Origin of the sequence: Aliinostoc sp. HNIBRCY26 (genome assembly GCF_050235535.1) — a bacterium.
Classification (GTDB): Bacteria; Cyanobacteriota; Cyanobacteriia; order Cyanobacteriales; family Nostocaceae; genus Trichormus.
The window spans coordinates 6472378-6491147 of sequence record NZ_CP189852.1 but is presented as its reverse complement, the minus strand read 5'-3'; the positions used below and the strand labels follow the sequence as shown (position 1 = coordinate 6491147).

Genomic DNA, 18770 nt, shown 5'->3' with positions numbered 1-18770 from the left:
TTGGTATTACAACCGCTTTTCCATCAAAGCATCAAGTTTCGCTAGTATTGTTAAGCCCTCTTCTGGCTTGCCAATCGCTGCCATTGCTTTAAATCTTGTGTAGGCATCATATTCTGCTAAAGCAATAGTAGAAAGTTCTTCAATCAGTTTATTGACACTGATACCTTTGGCTTGAGCAAGTTCTTTCAATCTATTATGCTTATCCTCTGGTAAACGGATAGTTAATGTTGACATTTTAATTCAGCTCCTAATAATTTCTTCTGGTTTTAAGATTGATAAGTTAGGAAACAATAATTGAGCATTTTGGAAATCTTTAACATTGTAAGTTGCAATGATTTGAGCATTTCCCGCAACTGCTAACTCAATTAAATGATTATCTGCTTCGTCTTTTAAATTAGGTCGCCATAAATAGTAAATAGAAATCCATTGACTTACGCTTATCAATGATGCCAGCAAAGCAGAAATTTCTTCACTGTTTAAAGGGCATTTGGCAATAATTTCTTCTCTTTGAATCACCGACTCATACTCAGAAAATAAAGCATTACCCATCAAAGGTTGATATTCACCTGTCAAGCAGCGTCTAATCAGTTCTCGACTTATACCTTGAGAGCTAATAAGCGCACTAATAAGAACGCTGGTATCAACTACAATTTTGATTGCCATGTAATTATGATAGCATATACGCTATCATAAAACCTCCAGATAAAAGAACTAATCACTCGTCTCACCTTGTCAATCTGGTAGGATGCTGTAGTATAAACATACTGATAAATCCTGGCTTGGGAGTCGCTGGGGTGAAAAAATCTGGATTATCTGGTATAAACTACTTGCTAATTTTTCATTAATTGATACACTTGTCCTTCATTATCCCTATGATTTAGCACCTATGGTGCATATTAAGCGCGTCGAACTTACTAATTTCAAATCCTTCGGTGGTACTACTTCAGTCCCTCTGCTACCGGGGTTCACTGTCATATCGGGGCCGAATGGTTCGGGGAAGTCGAATATTTTGGATGCGCTGCTGTTTTGTTTGGGACTGGCTAGTTCTAAGGGGATGCGCGCCGATCGCCTACCGGATTTGGTGAATAATACTCAAACGGCTAAAAGTCGCGCGGCGGTGGAAGCTAGTGTAACTGTGACTTTTGATTTATCTGATTTGGTAGATGCTAGTGATCAGTTAAGAGTAGTCAGCAATGATGAAGAATTATTACAAGATGAAGAGTCAACAGAAGAACAGTCAACTGTAAATGGCAATGGGAATGGACACAAGCCAACAGAATGGAGTGTGACAAGAAAACTGCGGGTGACTCATCAGGGAAGTTATACGTCAAATTACTATATCAATGGTGCATCCTGTACGTTGACTGAGTTACATGAGCAGTTGGAGGATCTGCGGATTTACCCGGAAGGGTATAACGTGGTGCTGCAAGGGGACGTAACTAGTATCATCTCGATGAATGCAAAGGAACGTCGGGAAATTATTGATGAGTTGGCTGGGGTGGCTGCTTTTGACCGTAAGATTAATCAGGCTAAGGCTACTCTGGATGAGGTGAAGGAAAAGGAAGATAGTTGTCGGATTATTGAGAATGAGTTAACTTTACAGCGCGATCGCCTGTCCCAAGATAAAGCAAAGGCAGAGAAGTATCAAAAGTTACGGACGGAATACTTGCATAAGCAATCTTGGGAAGCGGTGTTGTCTTGGCGTTCTCTGCAAGCGCAGCAGGAAAAGTTGGCGACGGAAATTCAAGCAGGCGATCGCAATTATGCTGAATCGACTACTCAACTTACTAGTCTGAATGGGGAAATCGCTCAAAAAACGGCGGAATTAGAACAACTCAATGCACACGTCAAGGCTTTGGGTGAAGAGGAATTATTAGCGGTACAATCTACCCTGGCTACCCAAGAGGCGGAACGCAAGCAACTGGAACGTCAGCAAGCGGAGTTAAACAACGCTTCCCAAGAAACTGCTAGGCGGTTGACGCAAACTCAGCAGGAAATTCAACAGCATCAGCAGGGTTTGAGTGAAATCGCCCAAGCGCAGGGTTTAGAACAGCAATCTATTGTCTATTGTCAACAACAACGGGATGAAGCCCAACAAGCTTTGGAAAAGTCCCGTGAAGCCGCCGCAGCGATCGCTACAGCTTCGGAAGCTTGGGTACAGCAACAAACTGCACTCAATCGTCAAATTGAAACTTTGCTGCAAACTCTAGAACCGCAGCGTACTGAACAAGCACAACTGAGGGAAAGAAATAATCAGTTACAGGAGTTAATTCAAGAGGAAACGCAGTTAATTGCTAATTTAGAGCCGCAGTTGGCAGAAAAACAAGCGGAATGTTCTAAGTTAGAAGCTGAGTTTAATACTTCTAGTGAACCGATTCAAGATTTAGCCCAAAATCTCACCGCTACAGAACAGGAATTACAAATCCAACAGGAAACTCAAAAGCGGCTATTGCAAGAACAACGGGACAAGCAGCGTCAGTTAGATAAAATCGATGCACAAACCCAAGCACAGCAAGAAGTCCAGGGAACGCAAGCCAGTAAAGTAATTATTCAGTCAGGATTACCCGGCGTTTGCGGCTTGGTGGTGCATTTAGGACGAGTGGAACCCCGTTATCAATTGGCGTTAGAAATTGCGGCTGGGGCGCGTTTAGGGCATATTGTGGTAGAAGATGATGGGATAGCCGCCGCCGGAATTGAACTGTTAAAACAAAAACGGGCGGGGAGGGCGACTTTTTTACCCTTAAACAAAATTCAAGCCCCGAAATTTACCCAGGATGCAACATTACGGTTAGCTAATGGCTTTGTCAGCTATGCGGTGAATTTAGTAGAATGCGATCGCCGTTATCGGGATGTATTTAATTATGTTTTCGGTAACACGGTAGTATTTAGCAATTTAGAACAGGCGCGGAAAAATCTCGGCTTATATCGCATCGTTACCTTAGATGGGGAATTGTTAGAAACTAGCGGGGCGATGACTGGCGGTAGTATGAACCAGCGTTCGGCGTTGCGTTTCGGGAAGGGAGAAGCGGCGGAATCAGATGAGGCGGTAGCTTTAAAACAGCGTTTGCAGGATATTGATAGAATTTTAGACCGTTGTACGGAAGCGATCGCTACTTTATCATCTAGAAGCAAGCAATTATCCCAAGAACTCACCGAAGCGCGTCAAGCAAGGCGAGAACAGCAGTTGCAATTGGAACAGTTGCAAAAAGACATTAAAAGTTTAACAGCCCAGTTGTCAGGGACGCGATCGCAACTCACCCAAAACACCGAAAAATTTCACACCGCCCAAACCCGTCTGGAAGTCTTAGACAATGAACTCCCAGGACAAGAAACGCAATTACAGCAATTACGCCACACCCTAGCCGATTTAGAAGCCTCCCAAACCCCCAGCGAATGGCAACAAATCCAAGGGACAATAAAAACCCAAGAACAGCAATTACAGCAACGGGAAACCGCTTTTAGAGAAGCCGAACAACGATTAAAAAATTTAGAGAATCAACAGCAACGTCTGCAAGAACGCATCCAAGAAGCCGAACAACGCATTACCCAATATCAACAAGAACAACAAACCCAACAAACCCAAATCGCCACCCTCAGCACTCAGCACTCAGCACTCAGCACCCAAATCGCCGCTACTCGCGCCCAAATGAGTGAAATGGAAAAGAATTTGGGTGAGGAAAAACAAAAACGCGACGCATTAGAACAACAAGTGCGATCGCATCTCCTGCGTCAGCAACAATTAGAATGGGAAATTCAAAAGCTGGAAGAAAGCCAACTCAAACGGCGGGAAGATTTAGCCGCCCTGCAAGCCCAACTACAGGAACTCGCCCCTGAATTACCCAATCCTTTGCCGGAAGTACCAGATCAGGTAGACTTAGAAGAATTGCAGAAAGAATTGCGATCGCTAGCCAAACGCTTACAGGCGATGGAACCTGTAAATATGTTGGCTTTAGAAGAATACGAACGCACCCAAAACCGCCTGGAAGAACTCAGCCAAAAATTGCAGACATTAGAAGCGGAACGCACCGAATTACTCTTGCGGATTGAAAACTTTACCACCTTGCGCCAACAAGCCTTTAAAGAAGCCTTTGACGCTGTTAACGAAAACTTTCAATCAATTTTCGCCACACTGTCCGACGGTGACGGCTATCTGCAACTAGATAACCCCGAAGATCCCTTTGCTAGTGGCTTAAATTTAGTCGCCCACCCCAAAGGTAAACCAGTGCAAAGACTCGCTTCCATGTCTGGGGGAGAAAAATCCCTCACCGCTTTAAGCTTTATATTTGCGCTGCAACGCTACCGCCCCTCACCATTTTACGCCTTTGATGAAGTAGATATGTTTCTGGATGGGGCAAACGTTGAACGTTTATCAAGAATGATTAAAAAACAGGCACAACAAGCCCAGTTCATAGTTGTGAGTTTGCGTCGTCCGATGATAGAATCAGCCGAACGCACCATTGGCGTTACTCAGGCAAGAGGAGCTTACACCCAAGTTTTGGGAATTAAATTACAATCTTCCCATACATCTGCTTGAGTTTTTGTTAATAATAGTGTATAGATAAACCGGATTCGAGATCAGGACTCCGTATAGAATGACCTCTGAACAAATAATTAGGCGTTCCGACATATTAAATACCCAGGTAATTACCCGCGACAATGGCAAACGATTAGGTATAGTCAGCCAAGTTTGGGTAGATATTGATCAAAGAGAGGTTGTGGCTCTTGGTTTGCGAGACAGCCTGATCTCTATCTCTGGTCTACCGCGCTATATGTACCTGAGCAGCATCAACCAATTCGGTGATGTCATCCTGGTAGATAATGAAGATGTCATCGAAGACATTGAAGTTGAAGCCTTCAGCAACTTGATGAACTGGGAAGTCATCACCGAGACAGGTGAAGTCTTAGGTAGAGTGCGGGGCTTCAAGTTTGAAGCTGAAACAGGTAAGTTAACCTCCATTATCATCGCCTCCTTGGGAGTCCCACAAATCCCCGACCAGTTTTTGAGTACCTACGAGATATCAATCGAAGAAGTTGTCAGCACAGGCCCCAGTAGATTGATTGTATTTGAAGGGGCTGAAGAACGCGTTAACCAATTAACAGTCGGCGTACTAGAAAGATTAGGTATCGGTAAAGCACCTTGGGAAAGAGGCGCAGAAGAAGAATACTACTCCGCACCCCGCGCTGTCGCACCCTCTAATCAACTCCCCAGTGGTGTACCATTACAGCCACCCAAGCCCAAAGTCCGTACCCCCGAACCTGTAGCCATAGAAGAAGAATGGAACGAGGACTACATAGAAGAAGAAAGACCACGGCGTGAAGTCATGAAGGCACGGTCTTATGAGTCCATTCAATACGAAGAAGACGAAGAAGATAACTGGGGTAATGAAGCCGCAGACAAAGACAGATATAAAGAACCACCAGCTAAACCCTACAAGCCCTACACCAACGATTACGACGACTATGATGATGTAGAAGGCGATGCTTGGGAAGATACACCCCCACAACCTGTGAATATTCCCAAGAAAGTCAAAGAAAGACAGCCGGAATACGAAGAAGAAAGCGGATATTAACGGATTTACATAAAAATACCCCAGTTTCGTGAATCAAAACTGGGGTATTTTTATAGGCTCTCTTGTATTATATTTGTATTATTTTGATTTACAAATATAACTTCTATAAAAAATGGTGAAAGTGCAACTTGCTTATCCTAAAATCCCAGACAGCAAAAATTGCCCGTGGGAACGCTGTATAGCTTTTGAGAAATATGATGGTACAAATCTGCACTGGGTGTGGGATTGTGAACTTGGTTGGTATGCTTTTGGTACACGTCGCGATCGCTTCGATCTTGATGATATGGGAATTGCACAATTCAATCAAGCACACCCAGGGCTAGAAACTGCGACTGAGATTTTTCAGAGAGATTTTGCTATTCCCTTAGAAACAGTATTTCGAGAAAGTTCTGATTATCAGTCTCCTGAAATTACTGTATTCACAGAATTTTTCGGTATGAACTCATTTGCTGGAATGCACAAATCAGATGAAGCTAAACAACTAATCCTATTTGATGTGCAAATAGATAAATCTATGATTCCCCCCGAAAAGTTTCTACAAGACTTCCATCACTTAAATATTGCTAGAGTTGTGTATCGTGGTAAGCTAACAGGTCAATTTATTGATGATGTTCGCGCTGGTAAATATGGTGTAACTGAGGGTGTTATTTGTAAAGGAGTGAGTAATACAAATCAGCTATGGATGGTGAAAATTAAAACATATGCCTATATGCAAAAATTACAACAATGTTTCCAAAATAATTGGGAGTCATATTGGGAATAGTATCAATCAAGTAGAGGTTTTAAAAATGATTCCTCTATCAAGAGACTTGATTTATATTATGTCTTTTGGTTTATTAATTTACCTGAAATAATGCTTAGATTGAAAATAGAGAATATTGTTGTAATTACTGGAATGTCTAATAAAACAATGTCCACTTCTCACGAAGAACTATTGATTCCACTCACCCCAGAAGTAGAGGCTAATATTATCGGTGGTGTTAAACTATCTTCCACTAATGAAGGTGGTAGAAATTATACTAACATAAGCATTGCAGAAACTAATGCTAAAATTCGCGTTGAACTGGGAAAAGTAACACCAAATCAAACTTTTAGTAATCAATTTGGCAACTGTACCTCCCATTTTGATGAATTTACTGGTCAATTTAGTTTTTCTTGTACTTTAAAAAATACTTATCCAATTTAAAAACTAATTTGTGTCGTGGTAAATTTTACCAAGGTAATCTATTGCCGTCCCATGAAAAAAATTGCCCACTATCACTTTTTTGTAATTTATCAATAACTGCTAGTAATTGAGTAACAGTACGTTCAACTGAGAACAGTTTTTCTGCTGCTACATTCCGTTGGAATGGTCGAGAAAGTTGTGTATCAGTTGTACCAGGATGTAAAGTTACAACCACAGTATTAGGACAACTCCTACCATACTCAATCGCCACATTTTTCATAAACATATTGAGTGCTGTTTTTGAGGCGCGATAACCATACCAGCCACCAAGCTGATTATCACCTATGCTGGCTAGTTTAGCTGATATGGTAGCAAAAATAGCAGGCTCATTATTACGAAATAGGGGCAAAAGATGTTTAGCTAGAAGTACAGCACCAATACTATTTACTTGGAAGTAACGTAATAAATTATCTGCATTAATTTGTCTTAGGCTTTTTTCTGGTTGTAAATCTCCATCGTGTAATAATCCCACACAGTTAATTACTAAGTTTAATTTATCAGTTTGAGTGCGGATTTTTTGTATAGCTTCAGCAATTTGTGATTCATCAGTAATATCTAACACCAAACAAGTTAGACGATGAGCATATTTATCTGCTAAGGCTAGTAATTCAGCAGCAGATTCTGGTTGGCGATAAGTTGCATAAATATTGGTGATTCTTTCATCTTGCAGTAATTGCTTGACGAAACCTAATCCAATACCTTGACTCGCTCCTACAATTAGGGCATTACCATGATTAATTTCAGCAAAATAAGACATATTAGTATTAATTTATGATTTGGGTAGTATCTCTATAAAATTACCATTTTGTCTATCATAAACCACTATGAATTCACTATTGGGCATTCTGAGGGACACGGGAATCATTTCCGTTGGTATTTCCCATAAAATACCTCCGTCTACCATACCAACACCAGTTAATGCAATGACTGTAATCTCTCCTGGTTTTAAACAACCAAGAACTTTTACTGGAATATGATCAAACATGATATGGGTAATTGGAAATTGGGAATCGGGAATTGGGAAGGGAGAAATGTAAAGAGTTTTGCAGAATAATTAAATATGAATCATAATATTTGCCTCTTTATATTAAAGTGATACTGCATCAAAAATAAACAATTAGATATTTTACTTGCCAATACAAAATTTACTAAAAATTCTATCAAGGACAGATTCAGTTACTTCTTCGCCTGTGATTTCTCCTAGTGCTTGAATTGCGCCTCTTAAATCAATTGTCCAAAAGTCTAAAGGTAGCTGTTGGGTAATTGTGGCTTGTACTTGCGCCAGAGCAACTTTAGCTTGGGTGAGTGCAGCAGCTTGTCTTTGATTAATAGCTAAATCCATATCAGCCGCTTGTACTTTACCTGCTTGAACTATATCTAAAATTGCGGTTTCTAGAGCATCAATACCCTGTTTTTGGGCTGCGGCTGTGTGGACAATATGAGTAATATTGTGGGCATATTCTAAAGAGTTAATTAATGGCTGTTCTACTAAGTCGATTTTATTAATTACCAGAATTAATGGACGGTGTTGTACTTGTGCGTAAATTTCTTGATCTTCATCTGTCCACCCTGTAGCAGCGTCGATGGTGAACAAGACTAAATCTGCTGTGTTGGCGGCTTGGCGCGATCGCTCGACCCCGATTTTCTCTACTCGGTCGGCTGTTTCCCGAATACCGGCTGTATCTAGCACCTGTATGGGAATTCCCCCCACCACAAGCTGTGACTCTACAACATCGCGGGTTGTGCCGGGTAAGTCAGTAACAATGGCGCGATCGCTCTGACTCCAAGCATTCAACAAGCTGGATTTGCCCACATTCGGACGACCCACAATTGCTACTTTTAACCCTGTACGCAGCAGTTCACCTTTATCTTTTGTGGCTAATAATTTAGTAATCTCTGCGGCAATGTGATCAATATCTGCTATTATCTGTTTATCCTCCAACGGAGGTAAGTCTTCCTCAAAATCGATCCGAGCCTCAATCTCTGCTAATATATCCAGACAGTTAGCGCGTAACTGCCGGATGGGATGAGCTAATTTTCCCTGTAACCCAGCTAGAGCAGTTTGAGCAGCTTGGGGTGATTTCGCACCGACTAAATCAGCAATACTTTCTGCTTGGGTTAAATCTAATCTGCCATTCAAAAAGGCACGCAGGGTGAATTCTCCTGGCTGTGCCAATCTTGCACCATTTTCTAAACACAATTGCAACACCTGCTGCACAGCCATAATTCCGCCATGACAATGGAATTCCACCACATCCTCACGAGTGTAAGAACGAGGTGCTTTCATGATGAGCAACAAAGCCTCATCGACAAGCTGTAGTGTTTGGGGATGGCGAATGTAACCGTAGAGAATGCGGTGACTTTCCCAAACTTGTCGCCCTGGCGCATAAAACAGAGTTCGAGCAATAGTCATCGCTTCAACACCAGATACCCGCACAATACCCACACTACCCTGTTGGGGGACAACAGCAGTAGCGATCGCAGCAATAGTTCCAGTCGTGGCGAATTGTTGAGACATAGGGGGAGGGGTGTAAGGGTGTGGGGGTATAAGGGTGTATGGGAAGTCAAGGGAAAACTATTGACTAGCCTTTATTCGCAAATGGTAAGTATTTAGACTAATTTGAGATCATACAGCAAGGTAAAATCTATCTGTAAAGTAGAAAATCACAACAGAAAAATCAAAATCTACTTTTCCTAGTCCCCAGCCTTTCAATTTTGGATTTGGGATTGACGATAGCGTAGCTTTAGCGATGCAGGAGCGTCTTTTGGATTGAATTCAATTTAAAATCCAAAATCCAAAATCTAAAATTCCTAGTCCCCAGTCCCCAATTACCAGTCCCTATTTTAGAGTCAGAGAGGAATTGACAGTGGAGCAGAAAATTAACTGCGCGCAAGCCTGCATTAACGGTTGTGTTTTAGGGGATCAATGCCCAAACATTGAGTATAGAGAAGCCGCATCAAAATTTATCGCTGAGACTTCTTTGGATAGAATGCTACAAATTGCGGAAGAACGTCTCAAGCGAAAGATGACAGAACCACCAAAATGGGTTTTTCCTGACGAACAGTAGATAACCCTGAAAAATTAAATAGTATTTGGATCTATACCTAATTCTCGCAGCTTCGCCTCCAAGCGATCGCTGCGTTGTTTTTCTTGTTCGGCACGTTGTTTTTCTTGTTCAGCACGCTGCGTTTCCTGTTCAGCACGCTGTTTTTCTTGCTCAAAACGCTGCATTTCCAGGTGTGCGACTTCGGCTGGTGTCAGCACGAGTTCACCGTCAGATGTGTAGAACCGTAAACTCTGCTGTTCTACCCCCAAATATAACTCTAACTGCTGACTCCATAACCTACCTTGGGGGTTGGGTGTTATTGGTTCATATTTACCAGCCAGTAAAACAAACCCAGCAAATTCTAAATTATTGGGATCAAACCAAAAGTATTCCGGCGTGCGGAATATGTCTTGGTAGATTTGTTTTTTCAAGCCTCTATCAGTAGACGAAGTAGAATCTGATAGTAGTTCTATAATCACATTGGGATACTTTCCATCTTCTTCCCAAACAACCCAACTTTTACGGGGTTTGCGTTCTGTTCCCAATACCACGAAGAAATCAGGGCCGCGAAAATGTTCTGATTTTAACTGTCTTGGACTGTAAAAAATAGTGAGATTACCAGCCGCAAAAAAATCATTGCGGTCTTGCCACAACCATTCTAAGGTGTTTAATAACAGGATTAATTGCTGTAAATGTAAATAACTTTCCAAAGGCGGCTCATCACTGTATAAATCCCCTGGAGGAAAGATAACATATTCTGGGTTTGTTAAATCTTCAGCTACAGACATGGCAGCAAATCTCTCAGTCCTATAAGTTTAGCCTAGCAAAAATCTGTGTAGGGAATAGGGCATTGGGCATTGGGCATTGGGATAAAATCTACCTTGTCTACCTTGTCTCCCCATTCCCCATTCCCTATCCCCCATTCTCATTAATATCAATCCCTAAAGCAATTTGATAAACTTGACTCCGATTTAGGGAAGTATATTTAGTCAATTGTCGGCTAGCTTGCGATCGCGATACGCCTTGACGAATTAATTGTTCTAGTTCCGTTTTGAGTTGTGCTTCTGTCAGTAGGGTTTGACTGGGGGGATTTCCTGCTACTACTAGAGTGTATTCCCCTTGGGGTTCTTTTTGTTGATAATGGGCGATCGCTTCCTCAATGCTTCCCCGCCAAAATTCTTCATACAACTTAGTTAACTCCCTCGCCAGTACAATTTGGCGATCGCTTCCCCAAATATCTGCTAAGTCTTGTAAAGTATCTCGCAATCGGTGCGGCGATTCGTAGAAAATTATAGTGCGAGATTCTGTCTGTAAAGTCTCCAAGTGTTCCCGCCGTTGCTGACTTTTCGCAGGTAAAAACCCCTCAAACACAAATTTATCTGTAGGTAATCCCGCCGCACTCAACGCTGTAATCGCTGCACTTGCACCAGGAATAGGTACTACGGGGATTTTCGCTTCAACGCAAGCCTTCACCAATTCATACCCAGGATCAGAAATTCCTGGCATACCCGCATCACTGACTAAAGCGATCGCTTTCCCATTGTGTAAATGCTCTAATAATTCTGGGATGCGACTACTGCGATTATGTTCGTGGTAACTTGTCTGGGGTGTTTTCACCTGTAAATGTTGTAAGAGTTTCCCCGTGTGGCGCGTATCCTCAGCCGCAATCAAATCCACATTCTGCAAAATCCGCACCGCCCGCAAGGTAATATCTTCTAAGTTACCGATGGGTGTACCAACTATATATAGTGTTCCTGGTTTGGGATCTGTCTGCATTGACAATTCAAAATTCAAAATTCAAAATTCAAAATTAAAGAAAGAAAGCCTGGAACTGGGGTTATCAGTTATCAGCCACTTGATCACTTTTACCTGTTTCCTAATGACTAATGACTGTTGACTAATGACTAATAACGCCTTATTTATAGGTTTAATTACCTTAGACTTAATTTACTTAGCTGAATCTGCTCCTCAAAATAATCAAAAGTTAGTTTCGTCTGACTACACTGTAGCAGCAGGTGGCCCAGCTACCAACGCGGCTGTAACTTTTAGTTATTTAGAAAATCAAGCTACAGTTTTAGGTGTCTTGGGTTCGCACCCGATGACACAATTAATTAGGGGAGATTTAAGTAAATATCATGTAGCGATCGCTGATCTTGCATCTAGCATAAAGACAGCACCACCTGTATCCTCAATTATTGTCACCCAATCTACAGGCGAACGAGCAGTAATTTCTATCAACGCGGTGAAAACTCCGGCTGATGTTACCTCAATCCCACCAGATATCTTAAATGATATAGATATTGTCCTCATTGATGGACATCAAATGCAAGTGGGATATGCGATCGCTAAAATGGCTAAATCTCTCAATATCCCTGTAGTCATAGACGGTGGTAGTTGGAAAGCCGGCTTTGAGCAAGTCTTACCATTAACAGATTACGCCATTTGCTCGGCTAACTTTCATCCCCCCAATTGTCATTCCGAAGCAGAAGTTTTCGCCTATCTCCAAGCTGTGGGAATTCCCCACATCGCCATTACCCACGGAGAACAACCAATTACCTACACCAGTCAAGGTCAATTTGGGAATATTACTGTACCTGCCATCCAGCCAGTTGATACACTAGGGGCTGGAGATATTTTTCATGGTGCTTTTTGCCACTATATTTTACAAGCTGATTTTACTCAGGCTCTTGAACAAACAGCGAAAATTGCAGCCACAGCTTGTCAACATTTTGGTACGCGTCGCTGGATGGAATTAAGGAGTGAGAATACATGAAGGACTTACAAGAAATACTAGCGATCGCTCGTGCCGTTGGTTGGGGTGCAGCAGAAATATTACAATCCTACTATCACGGCACTGCCACAGACTCTAACCTCAATATCCAATATCAACAAAACGAACCTGTTACCGTTGCAGATGTCACTGTCAGTCAATATATCTTACAAAAGCTACAAGCTGCTTTGGGTAACGCAGATTTTGCCTACATTAGTGAAGAAACCTATAAATCTCAACTTAATCAACACCATACACATGATTGGGTATGGATTATCGATCCTCTCGATGGTACCCGTGATTTTATCGACAAAACTGGAGATTACGCAGTTCACATCGCCCTAGTGCAAGCACACAGACCAGTGTTATCTGTAGTAGTATTACCAGAAAAAGGGAAACTATACTACGCCACAAAAGGCGGCGGTACATTCGTCGAAACCCGCGATGGTATTCTTCCCATCAACCTGCTAGCTAGTCCCAACCCCAAGCCTATAGAAGATTTAACCCTAGTTGTGAGTCGTTCTCATCGCCACCCAACCTTAGAATATTTATTGCAAAACTTACCCCTACACCATCAAAAAGCCGTGGGTAGTGTCGGCTGTAAAATCGCTACCATTCTGGAACAACAAGCAGACATTTACATTTCTCTGTCTGGGAAATCAGCCCCTAAAGATTGGGACATAGCCGCACCGGAACTGATTTTGACGGAAGCTGGTGGACAGTTTACTCATTTCAATGGAAATCTGCTACAATACAATACTGGCGATGTCAATCAATGGGGTGGATTGCTCGCAAGTAATACCCAGTATCACAATACCCTGTGTCAAGCAGCAGCAGAAATATTAGAGCAGCTAGCAAACACCTCCCATTAGGAAAACTTTCCTGGTGATGCACTGCCCTCAAATTTTCATTTATATTACCCACTTGTTACAGCGAATCCTCTATCGCTGTGTTATGCTTGTGAATATCAGAATTATCTTCGGTTGAGTAACTCCTTTTGATTTATAAAAAGCGTCTCTCCGAATTTAACTCTCTACACTTGTTCAATTCGGAGACATTGTATGTCAATTTATATCGGTAACTTGTCCTATCAAGTTACAGAGGAAGACCTGAAGCTTGCCTTCGCAGAATATGGCAAGGTTAATCGCGTTCAGCTACCAACTGATCGTGAAACAGGTCGTCCTCGCGGGTTTGCCTTTGTTGAAATGGCAACAGAGGCGGAAGAAAGTGCTGCCATTGAAGCCCTTGATGGTGCTGAATGGATGGGGCGCGATCTTAAAGTTAACAAAGCTAAACCCCGTGAAGAAAGAAGCCCTCGCGGCGGCGGTGGCGGTTGGGGTAATAACAATCGCGGTGGTCGCCGCTACTAAAGATTTTTTCACAAAATTAACTTTAGAGTCTCCAGCAGATAAAGCCAAAGGCTCGACCTGCTGGAATATTTTTTTTGTCTCCAGTCTTCAACTATTCATCCACATAAAGGAGGAATGAGAATGACACAAGTAGTTTTAGGGGAGAACGAAGGCATTGATTCAGCATTACGGAGATTTAAACGGGAAGTTTCCAAAGCGGGAATTTTCCAAGACATGAGAAAGAAACGTCACTTCGAGACACCGTTAGAAAAAGAAAAGCGGAAAGCAGTTGCTAGACATAAGCAAAATCATCGAAACCGTTCTCGCTACAGGTAAGCTGCATATCTTTATAGACAAGCATCTATTAGCAAAATAGTCGCATCAGCTTCACGTAACCTTACATTAAGAGCCTCGCTTTCTTCTAGAATGCGGGGTTCTTATAGTATTTTGGATTTTGGATTTTGGATTGAAAACCTAGATTCTTAGGCTATTCCCGAATCTTGAAACAATACTACCTATCCCAATCCAGTATCACATTCGATTTCCATATCGTAAATACCAATAAATTAACCAAGCTAAAATCCCAAAAAATAAATTTAGTAAAAATCTACTGAATATAAACCACAAAATATCAGAATATAAAAGCTGTGCTGGACTTAAAGGACTGAGAACTCTTACTAATAAAAATAGCCCCAAAATTGCATTTCCACCCAACATCATCGCCAAAAATAATAGTCCTCTTTGCCAGTAACGATGTTGGCGTGTACGCCCAGATATTAATATGATGGGTGGTTGATTTTGAACTCGGCGTAGTAGCTGTTCCATACGCCAAAACATCCACAACAGCAACGGAAATAAACCATAACTAAGCAACTGTAAAGTAGAAGCATAACGTCCAGCAATAGAAAAAATATTGACTAAAGCATGAAGAAATAGAGAATTAATCCAAGCCAACACAAATAAATGTTTATAACGATTTATCTGCACCGTCGCTGATAAATATCTTCCTAAAGCATATCCCCAAGGCGCAGAGAACATTGCATGGACTGGTGTACCAATGCTGCGCTCAAAAATCGTGGCTGTACCGTGATATAAATAAATCCAATTTTCTTCGGCGGTGAATCCTAAAGCAGCTGAAATAGTAAAGAAGAAAACACTAGGCGATCGCAATTGATACCGACGCTGTAAATATAATGTGGGGATAATAACTGCAATTAATTTACACCCTTCCTCAATGGGAGCGATCGCAATCAACTGTCTGACAGTAGCACCAAAAATCCCACGCTGAATTTGTCGCCAATGCAACCATCTGTGAGTGACAGTTTCAAAACCTAATTGTAAACCCAAAGCTAGAAAACCAGATACTGCCCCAACCAAAAATAACCACAACAGAAGTCGCACAGGTGGGGCAATGCTGACGCGGTAATAGTAATAACCTAAAAATAGCAGTGGTGGTATAACTGCCCACAGCAGTAAGACAAAATCACTAGCAGCCACTCACTTGAGCAATAATAGCGCGATGACGAGGAGTATTACTAGTAATAGTTGGTTTTTTGAAACCTGCTGTTACTAAAGCTTGCTCAATATCTAAACTAAAATATTCGTCCAAATACGGCTCTGTACTTTTGAGCAAAGTTAAAATATACGGCGGCATTTTTTTGTAGATTTCCGATTGTGGATTCATATCCATAATCCCAATGTAACCACCAGGACGCAATACACGTCGCGCCTCGGCTAAAATTTGCCGAGTTGCTGACTGGGGTAATTCATGACAGACAAGACAAATGGAGACTAAATCAAAACTAGCATCTGGTAAACCTGTAGATTCAGCTGGAGCATGAACCCAGTTAATCTTAGCTTGACGCTGTTGAGCGCGATAGTTAGCAACCGCTAAGAAATAGGGAGACAAATCTAAGCCTGTGACTTTGGCTTGGGGATAGAGTGCTTGTAGAGTAAATGAACTTAAACCCACACTACATCCCATATCCAGAATAGTTTGTGGCGCGTGAGAAATTTGAGCTTTGAGAAGATCATGGTAACTTTGGCGTAATTTGGCATCACCTTGCGCCTCAGTCCCCTGCCAAATCTTAGCGTGAACTGCGTAAGCTGCTGGTTCTACTTCAAAAGCCGCTTGCCAACTCAGATTCCCTGTTTCATAAGCATGAAATGAAGTCAGATAATAGTCTGGATAAGCAAGCTGGGGATTCTGCACTTGAGCTAAATCCTTTGTCCAATCACGCGCCTGGAGAGTTTTAACTTCATTTGTCCAAGGTACGCCAATTTTTTCAGCCCGTTTAATCATCATTTGGCGCGCTTGGTGTTTAGCAAGACTAGCTAAAGGCTTAATTCCTAGTACGCCATTCACCAAGCGAGAAGCTAGGCCAGGAGCAGTTTTTACAGCAGCAGTCATAATTTAGTTTGCATGGAATAGCCTTTTTTAAAATACAGCAGAATATGGGATGTGGGGTATGGGGAATTGGGCATAGGGAATTGAGAATTGGTATTACACGCCTCTGTCTTTATAGCCTTCACATTTAAAAGTATAAAAAAGTTGACTATGACATAGTGTTTCTACGTCGAAATTAGAGATTATTATGTTGGTTGTAAGAACTGTAAGCTTGCTTTTTAAAAGCGTTTTAGAGATAAATTTGTCATTTGTTGCTGCTGTGGGTTAATTTATCGGTTAGTCGTTTAGATAACTTTGTTGCGTGACAATCTTTGTAACAAACAAATGGCAATTGTGAATAAAAGTAACAAAACTGCTGTCAAAACGGTTTACTGGCTTGACAACAAAGAAGCTAGTCGATAACGTAATATACATACCCGGGTAAGGCCACTAAAGAGTGATATGCAAACTAAGCAAAAGGTTACGTTGTATTTGTCGCCAGAACTGCACAAAAAGCTGAAGATTCGATCAGCAATCGATTCTGAGCATATGTCAGACCTTGCTGAACGTGCAATTTTCTTCTACCTGACTAACTCAGAAATAGTAGAGGAGGTTGAAGCATCAGCTTATGGTAGGACTCACAAAGTTTACTCATGTCCTACTTGTGAAAGTTCATTGGTGCTAAGAGACGGGGAATTAGTTAACTTAGGTAATCAACCAGGCGTAATAGGCCAAGATCATCCTTCCCTAGATGAAATGGTTGAAGCAGAAACCCATCCCAAGGGTGAGGAAGAATTAGTCCCCTGCTAGGTAGGAATTAAATAGGTAACTCTTATTTTTCGGTTGTTGTAACCAACAAAACGATGTCTTTACTGTACTAGGGTCTCAAGAAGGTCGATTTATGAAAGAAGAGCTCAATATTCTCATTCAAGCTCAATACCCACTAATCTACCTTGTGACCTCCGAGGAAGAGAGGGCAGAGCAAGCAATTTCCACAATCGCCCAAGTGTTAAGACCCCAACGCCGTGTGTTTGTGTGGACAGTAACTCATGGCATCGTGGAGTATGGTCAACCCCGGAGTGTAAGTCAACACAACACCGTTTCCCCAGAGGCGGCGATCGACTGGATCATCCGGCAAAAAGAACCTGGTATATTTATTCTTAAAGATTTACATCCATTTATTGATGCTCCCGCGACCACAAGGTCATTACGTGATGCGATCGCTAGCTTTAAGGGTATGCAAAAGAACATCATTTTGATGTCTCCCATGCAGCAAGTACCCATCGAACTGGAAAAGGAAGTGGTTGTTTTAGACTTCCAACTCCCCGATATGTCTGAGTTGAATAAGGTATTAACTCAACATCTCGATCAGTATCGGGGGCGGCGGTTGACCACAGAAGCGCGGGAAAAACTCCTCAGAGCCGCTTTAGGTTTAACCAAAGACGAATCTGAGAAAGTGTATCGTAAAGCGCAAGTCACCACAGGGCGGTTGACTGAGGAAGAAGTAGATATAGTTCTATCGGAGAAAAAGCAACTCATTCGCCGCAATGGCATCCTCGAATACATTGAAGAAGATGAGACCATTGATGCAGTAGGTGGCTTAGAAGAACTGAAAAAATGGCTCAAACAACGCTCTAACGCCTTTACAGAAAGAGCCAGAGAGTATGGACTGCCCCAACCTAAAGGGATGTTAATTCTAGGTGTTCCTGGTTGCGGTAAGTCACTGATAGCAAAAACAACGTCCCGGTTGTGGGGTTTACCACTACTGCGTTTAGATATGGGTCGAGTTTACGACGGCTCGATGGTGGGACGAAGTGAAGCTAATCTGCGTAACGCCCTCAAAACAGCAGAATCAATTTCCCCAGCAATTCTGTTTATCGATGAGTTAGATAAATCCTTTGCAGGAAGTTCCGGTTCTGGTGATTCCGATGGGGGTACATCAAGTAGGATATTTGGGTCTTTCCTCACCTGGATGCAAGAGAAGAAATCTCCAGTATTCGTCATGGCTACAGCCAACCGCGTAGAACGCCTACCTGGGGAATTCTTGAGGAAAGGTCGTTTTGATGAAATTTTCTTTGTGGATCTGCCCACACCCGAAGAAAGATGTGATATCTTCAAGATCCACCTCAATAAACGCCGTGAAGACATCACCCGCTTCGATTTAGAACAACTAGCCAAGATGTCTGATGGCTTCTCCGGGGCAGAAATTGAACAAGCACTAATTGCGGCAATGTATGAAGCCTTTGCCCAAGACCGCGAGTTCACCCAATTAGATATTATTGCGGCACTTAAAGCCACCTTGCCACTGTCTCGCACGATGCAAGAACAGGTCACAGCCTTAAGAGACTGGGCAAGACAGCGCGCTAGACCCGCCGCATCCTCCGTTGCTGAATATCAGCGAATGGAGTTTTAAAAGCTTTCCC

Annotated in this window: 20 protein-coding genes; 11 read left to right on the top strand and 9 right to left on the bottom strand. The window is 42.1% G+C overall.

Annotation, left to right across the window (positions count from 1 at the left end; genetic code table 11):
• Window positions 1-6: 6 nt before the first annotated feature.
• A complete protein-coding gene (locus ACQFX9_RS27385) occupies window positions 7-234 on the bottom strand; it encodes a toxin-antitoxin system HicB family antitoxin (protein ID WP_103138312.1) in 228 nt (75 codons plus the stop codon).
• A 6-nt stretch (window positions 235-240) separates the two neighbouring features.
• Complete coding sequence (locus ACQFX9_RS27380) at window positions 241-663, bottom strand: putative toxin-antitoxin system toxin component, PIN family (RefSeq protein WP_427159683.1); 423 nt, start codon at window positions 661-663, stop codon at window positions 241-243.
• A gap of 223 nt (window positions 664-886) precedes the next feature.
• On the opposite strand from ACQFX9_RS27380, the gene smc reads away from it, so the two are divergent.
• The 4 genes from smc to ACQFX9_RS27360 all read left to right on the top strand — a co-directional run bounded on the left by smc (window position 887) and on the right by ACQFX9_RS27360 (window position 6756).
• Window positions 887-4534: a chromosome segregation protein SMC gene (gene smc / locus ACQFX9_RS27375; protein WP_427159682.1), complete on the top strand. Its 3648-nt coding sequence runs from the start codon at window positions 887-889 to the stop codon at window positions 4532-4534.
• A 58-nt stretch (window positions 4535-4592) separates the two neighbouring features.
• On the top strand, window positions 4593-5570 hold the full coding sequence (locus tag ACQFX9_RS27370) for a PRC-barrel domain-containing protein (protein WP_427159681.1): 978 nt from the start codon (window positions 4593-4595) through the stop codon (window positions 5568-5570).
• A gap of 112 nt (window positions 5571-5682) precedes the next feature.
• Window positions 5683-6333: a hypothetical protein gene (locus tag ACQFX9_RS27365; RefSeq protein WP_427159680.1), complete on the top strand. Its 651-nt coding sequence runs from the start codon at window positions 5683-5685 to the stop codon at window positions 6331-6333.
• Window positions 6334-6465: 132 nt separating this feature from the next.
• Window positions 6466-6756, top strand: coding sequence for a hypothetical protein (locus ACQFX9_RS27360; RefSeq protein WP_427159679.1), 291 nt, complete (start codon window positions 6466-6468; stop codon window positions 6754-6756).
• A gap of 25 nt (window positions 6757-6781) precedes the next feature.
• Here the strand turns inward: ACQFX9_RS27360 and ACQFX9_RS27355 are convergent, their stop codons facing one another.
• The 3 genes from ACQFX9_RS27355 to mnmE all read right to left on the bottom strand — a co-directional run bounded on the left by ACQFX9_RS27355 (window position 6782) and on the right by mnmE (window position 9313).
• Window positions 6782-7552, bottom strand: a complete 771-nt coding sequence (locus tag ACQFX9_RS27355) for an SDR family NAD(P)-dependent oxidoreductase (RefSeq protein ID WP_427159678.1) — start codon at window positions 7550-7552, stop codon at window positions 6782-6784.
• 12 nt (window positions 7553-7564) lie between these two features.
• Window positions 7565-7780: a hypothetical protein gene (locus tag ACQFX9_RS27350; protein ID WP_427159677.1), complete on the bottom strand. Its 216-nt coding sequence runs from the start codon at window positions 7778-7780 to the stop codon at window positions 7565-7567.
• 141 nt (window positions 7781-7921) lie between these two features.
• Window positions 7922-9313, bottom strand: a complete 1392-nt coding sequence (mnmE, locus tag ACQFX9_RS27345; protein ID WP_427159676.1) for a tRNA uridine-5-carboxymethylaminomethyl(34) synthesis GTPase MnmE — start codon at window positions 9311-9313, stop codon at window positions 7922-7924.
• A 349-nt stretch (window positions 9314-9662) separates the two neighbouring features.
• On the opposite strand from mnmE, the gene ACQFX9_RS27340 reads away from it, so the two are divergent.
• The gene (locus ACQFX9_RS27340; RefSeq protein WP_236141174.1) at window positions 9663-9863 is read left to right on the top strand and encodes a hypothetical protein; all 201 of its coding nucleotides are present in this window, start codon (window positions 9663-9665) and stop codon (window positions 9861-9863) included.
• Window positions 9864-9877: 14 nt separating this feature from the next.
• On the opposite strand, the gene ACQFX9_RS27335 is transcribed toward ACQFX9_RS27340, so the two are convergent.
• Together ACQFX9_RS27335 and rsmI are read right to left on the bottom strand one after the other, a co-directional pair.
• A complete protein-coding gene (locus tag ACQFX9_RS27335; protein WP_427159675.1) occupies window positions 9878-10630 on the bottom strand; it encodes a Uma2 family endonuclease in 753 nt (250 codons plus the stop codon).
• Window positions 10631-10754: 124 nt separating this feature from the next.
• The gene (gene rsmI / locus ACQFX9_RS27330; protein ID WP_427159674.1) at window positions 10755-11618 is read right to left on the bottom strand and encodes a 16S rRNA (cytidine(1402)-2'-O)-methyltransferase; all 864 of its coding nucleotides are present in this window, start codon (window positions 11616-11618) and stop codon (window positions 10755-10757) included.
• A gap of 124 nt (window positions 11619-11742) precedes the next feature.
• Between rsmI and ACQFX9_RS27325 the strand changes: the two genes are divergently transcribed.
• From ACQFX9_RS27325 to rpsU, 4 genes are all read left to right on the top strand, one after another.
• Window positions 11743-12615, top strand: coding sequence for a sugar kinase (locus ACQFX9_RS27325; protein ID WP_427159673.1), 873 nt, complete (start codon window positions 11743-11745; stop codon window positions 12613-12615).
• On the top strand, window positions 12612-13484 hold the full coding sequence (locus ACQFX9_RS27320; protein WP_427159672.1) for a 3'(2'),5'-bisphosphate nucleotidase CysQ family protein: 873 nt from the start codon (window positions 12612-12614) through the stop codon (window positions 13482-13484). The genes ACQFX9_RS27325 and ACQFX9_RS27320 overlap by 4 nt, the downstream gene beginning before the upstream one ends.
• A 189-nt stretch (window positions 13485-13673) precedes the next feature.
• Window positions 13674-13982 (top strand): RNA recognition motif domain-containing protein, encoded by a 309-nt coding sequence (locus tag ACQFX9_RS27315; RefSeq protein ID WP_103137441.1) that lies wholly within the window; start codon window positions 13674-13676, stop codon window positions 13980-13982.
• 120 nt (window positions 13983-14102) lie between these two features.
• Entirely contained in the window at window positions 14103-14297 is a 195-nt protein-coding gene (gene rpsU / locus ACQFX9_RS27310) for a 30S ribosomal protein S21 (protein ID WP_103137440.1), read from the top strand.
• Between the two features lie 195 nt (window positions 14298-14492).
• On the opposite strand, the gene ACQFX9_RS27305 is transcribed toward rpsU, so the two are convergent.
• Both ACQFX9_RS27305 and ACQFX9_RS27300 read right to left on the bottom strand, forming a co-directional pair.
• Entirely contained in the window at window positions 14493-15458 is a 966-nt protein-coding gene (locus ACQFX9_RS27305; protein ID WP_427159671.1) for a PrsW family intramembrane metalloprotease, read from the bottom strand.
• The gene (locus ACQFX9_RS27300) at window positions 15448-16371 is read right to left on the bottom strand and encodes a methyltransferase domain-containing protein (protein ID WP_427159670.1); all 924 of its coding nucleotides are present in this window, start codon (window positions 16369-16371) and stop codon (window positions 15448-15450) included. The genes ACQFX9_RS27305 and ACQFX9_RS27300 overlap by 11 nt, the downstream gene beginning before the upstream one ends.
• 438 nt (window positions 16372-16809) lie before the next feature.
• On the opposite strand from ACQFX9_RS27300, the gene ACQFX9_RS27295 reads away from it, so the two are divergent.
• Window positions 16810-17157: a hypothetical protein gene (locus ACQFX9_RS27295; protein ID WP_103137437.1), complete on the top strand. Its 348-nt coding sequence runs from the start codon at window positions 16810-16812 to the stop codon at window positions 17155-17157.
• A gap of 91 nt (window positions 17158-17248) precedes the next feature.
• A complete protein-coding gene (locus ACQFX9_RS27290) occupies window positions 17249-18760 on the top strand; it encodes an AAA family ATPase (RefSeq protein ID WP_236141182.1) in 1512 nt (503 codons plus the stop codon).
• Window positions 18761-18770: the final 10 nt, after the last annotated feature.

Coding starts and splice junctions, on each gene's coding strand:
- ACQFX9_RS27385 (WP_103138312.1), bottom strand. CDS start 234: ATGTCAACATTAACTATCCGTTTACCAGAGGATAAGCATAATAGATTG.
- ACQFX9_RS27315 (WP_103137441.1), top strand. CDS start 13,674: ATGTCAATTTATATCGGTAACTTGTCCTATCAAGTTACAGAGGAAGAC.
- ACQFX9_RS27370 (WP_427159681.1), top strand. CDS start 4,593: ATGACCTCTGAACAAATAATTAGGCGTTCCGACATATTAAATACCCAG.
- ACQFX9_RS27380 (WP_427159683.1), bottom strand. CDS start 663: ATGGCAATCAAAATTGTAGTTGATACCAGCGTTCTTATTAGTGCGCTT.
- smc (WP_427159682.1), top strand. CDS start 887: ATGGTGCATATTAAGCGCGTCGAACTTACTAATTTCAAATCCTTCGGT.
- ACQFX9_RS27290 (WP_236141182.1), top strand. CDS start 17,249: ATGAAAGAAGAGCTCAATATTCTCATTCAAGCTCAATACCCACTAATC.
- ACQFX9_RS27335 (WP_427159675.1), bottom strand. CDS start 10,630: ATGTCTGTAGCTGAAGATTTAACAAACCCAGAATATGTTATCTTTCCT.
- ACQFX9_RS27325 (WP_427159673.1), top strand. CDS start 11,743: ATGACTAATAACGCCTTATTTATAGGTTTAATTACCTTAGACTTAATT.
- mnmE (WP_427159676.1), bottom strand. CDS start 9,313: ATGTCTCAACAATTCGCCACGACTGGAACTATTGCTGCGATCGCTACT.
- ACQFX9_RS27360 (WP_427159679.1), top strand. CDS start 6,466: ATGTCTAATAAAACAATGTCCACTTCTCACGAAGAACTATTGATTCCA.
- ACQFX9_RS27295 (WP_103137437.1), top strand. CDS start 16,810: ATGCAAACTAAGCAAAAGGTTACGTTGTATTTGTCGCCAGAACTGCAC.
- rpsU (WP_103137440.1), top strand. CDS start 14,103: ATGACACAAGTAGTTTTAGGGGAGAACGAAGGCATTGATTCAGCATTA.
- ACQFX9_RS27365 (WP_427159680.1), top strand. CDS start 5,683: ATGGTGAAAGTGCAACTTGCTTATCCTAAAATCCCAGACAGCAAAAAT.
- ACQFX9_RS27320 (WP_427159672.1), top strand. CDS start 12,612: ATGAAGGACTTACAAGAAATACTAGCGATCGCTCGTGCCGTTGGTTGG.
- ACQFX9_RS27350 (WP_427159677.1), bottom strand. CDS start 7,780: ATGTTTGATCATATTCCAGTAAAAGTTCTTGGTTGTTTAAAACCAGGA.
- ACQFX9_RS27355 (WP_427159678.1), bottom strand. CDS start 7,552: ATGTCTTATTTTGCTGAAATTAATCATGGTAATGCCCTAATTGTAGGA.
- ACQFX9_RS27300 (WP_427159670.1), bottom strand. CDS start 16,371: ATGACTGCTGCTGTAAAAACTGCTCCTGGCCTAGCTTCTCGCTTGGTG.
- rsmI (WP_427159674.1), bottom strand. CDS start 11,618: ATGCAGACAGATCCCAAACCAGGAACACTATATATAGTTGGTACACCC.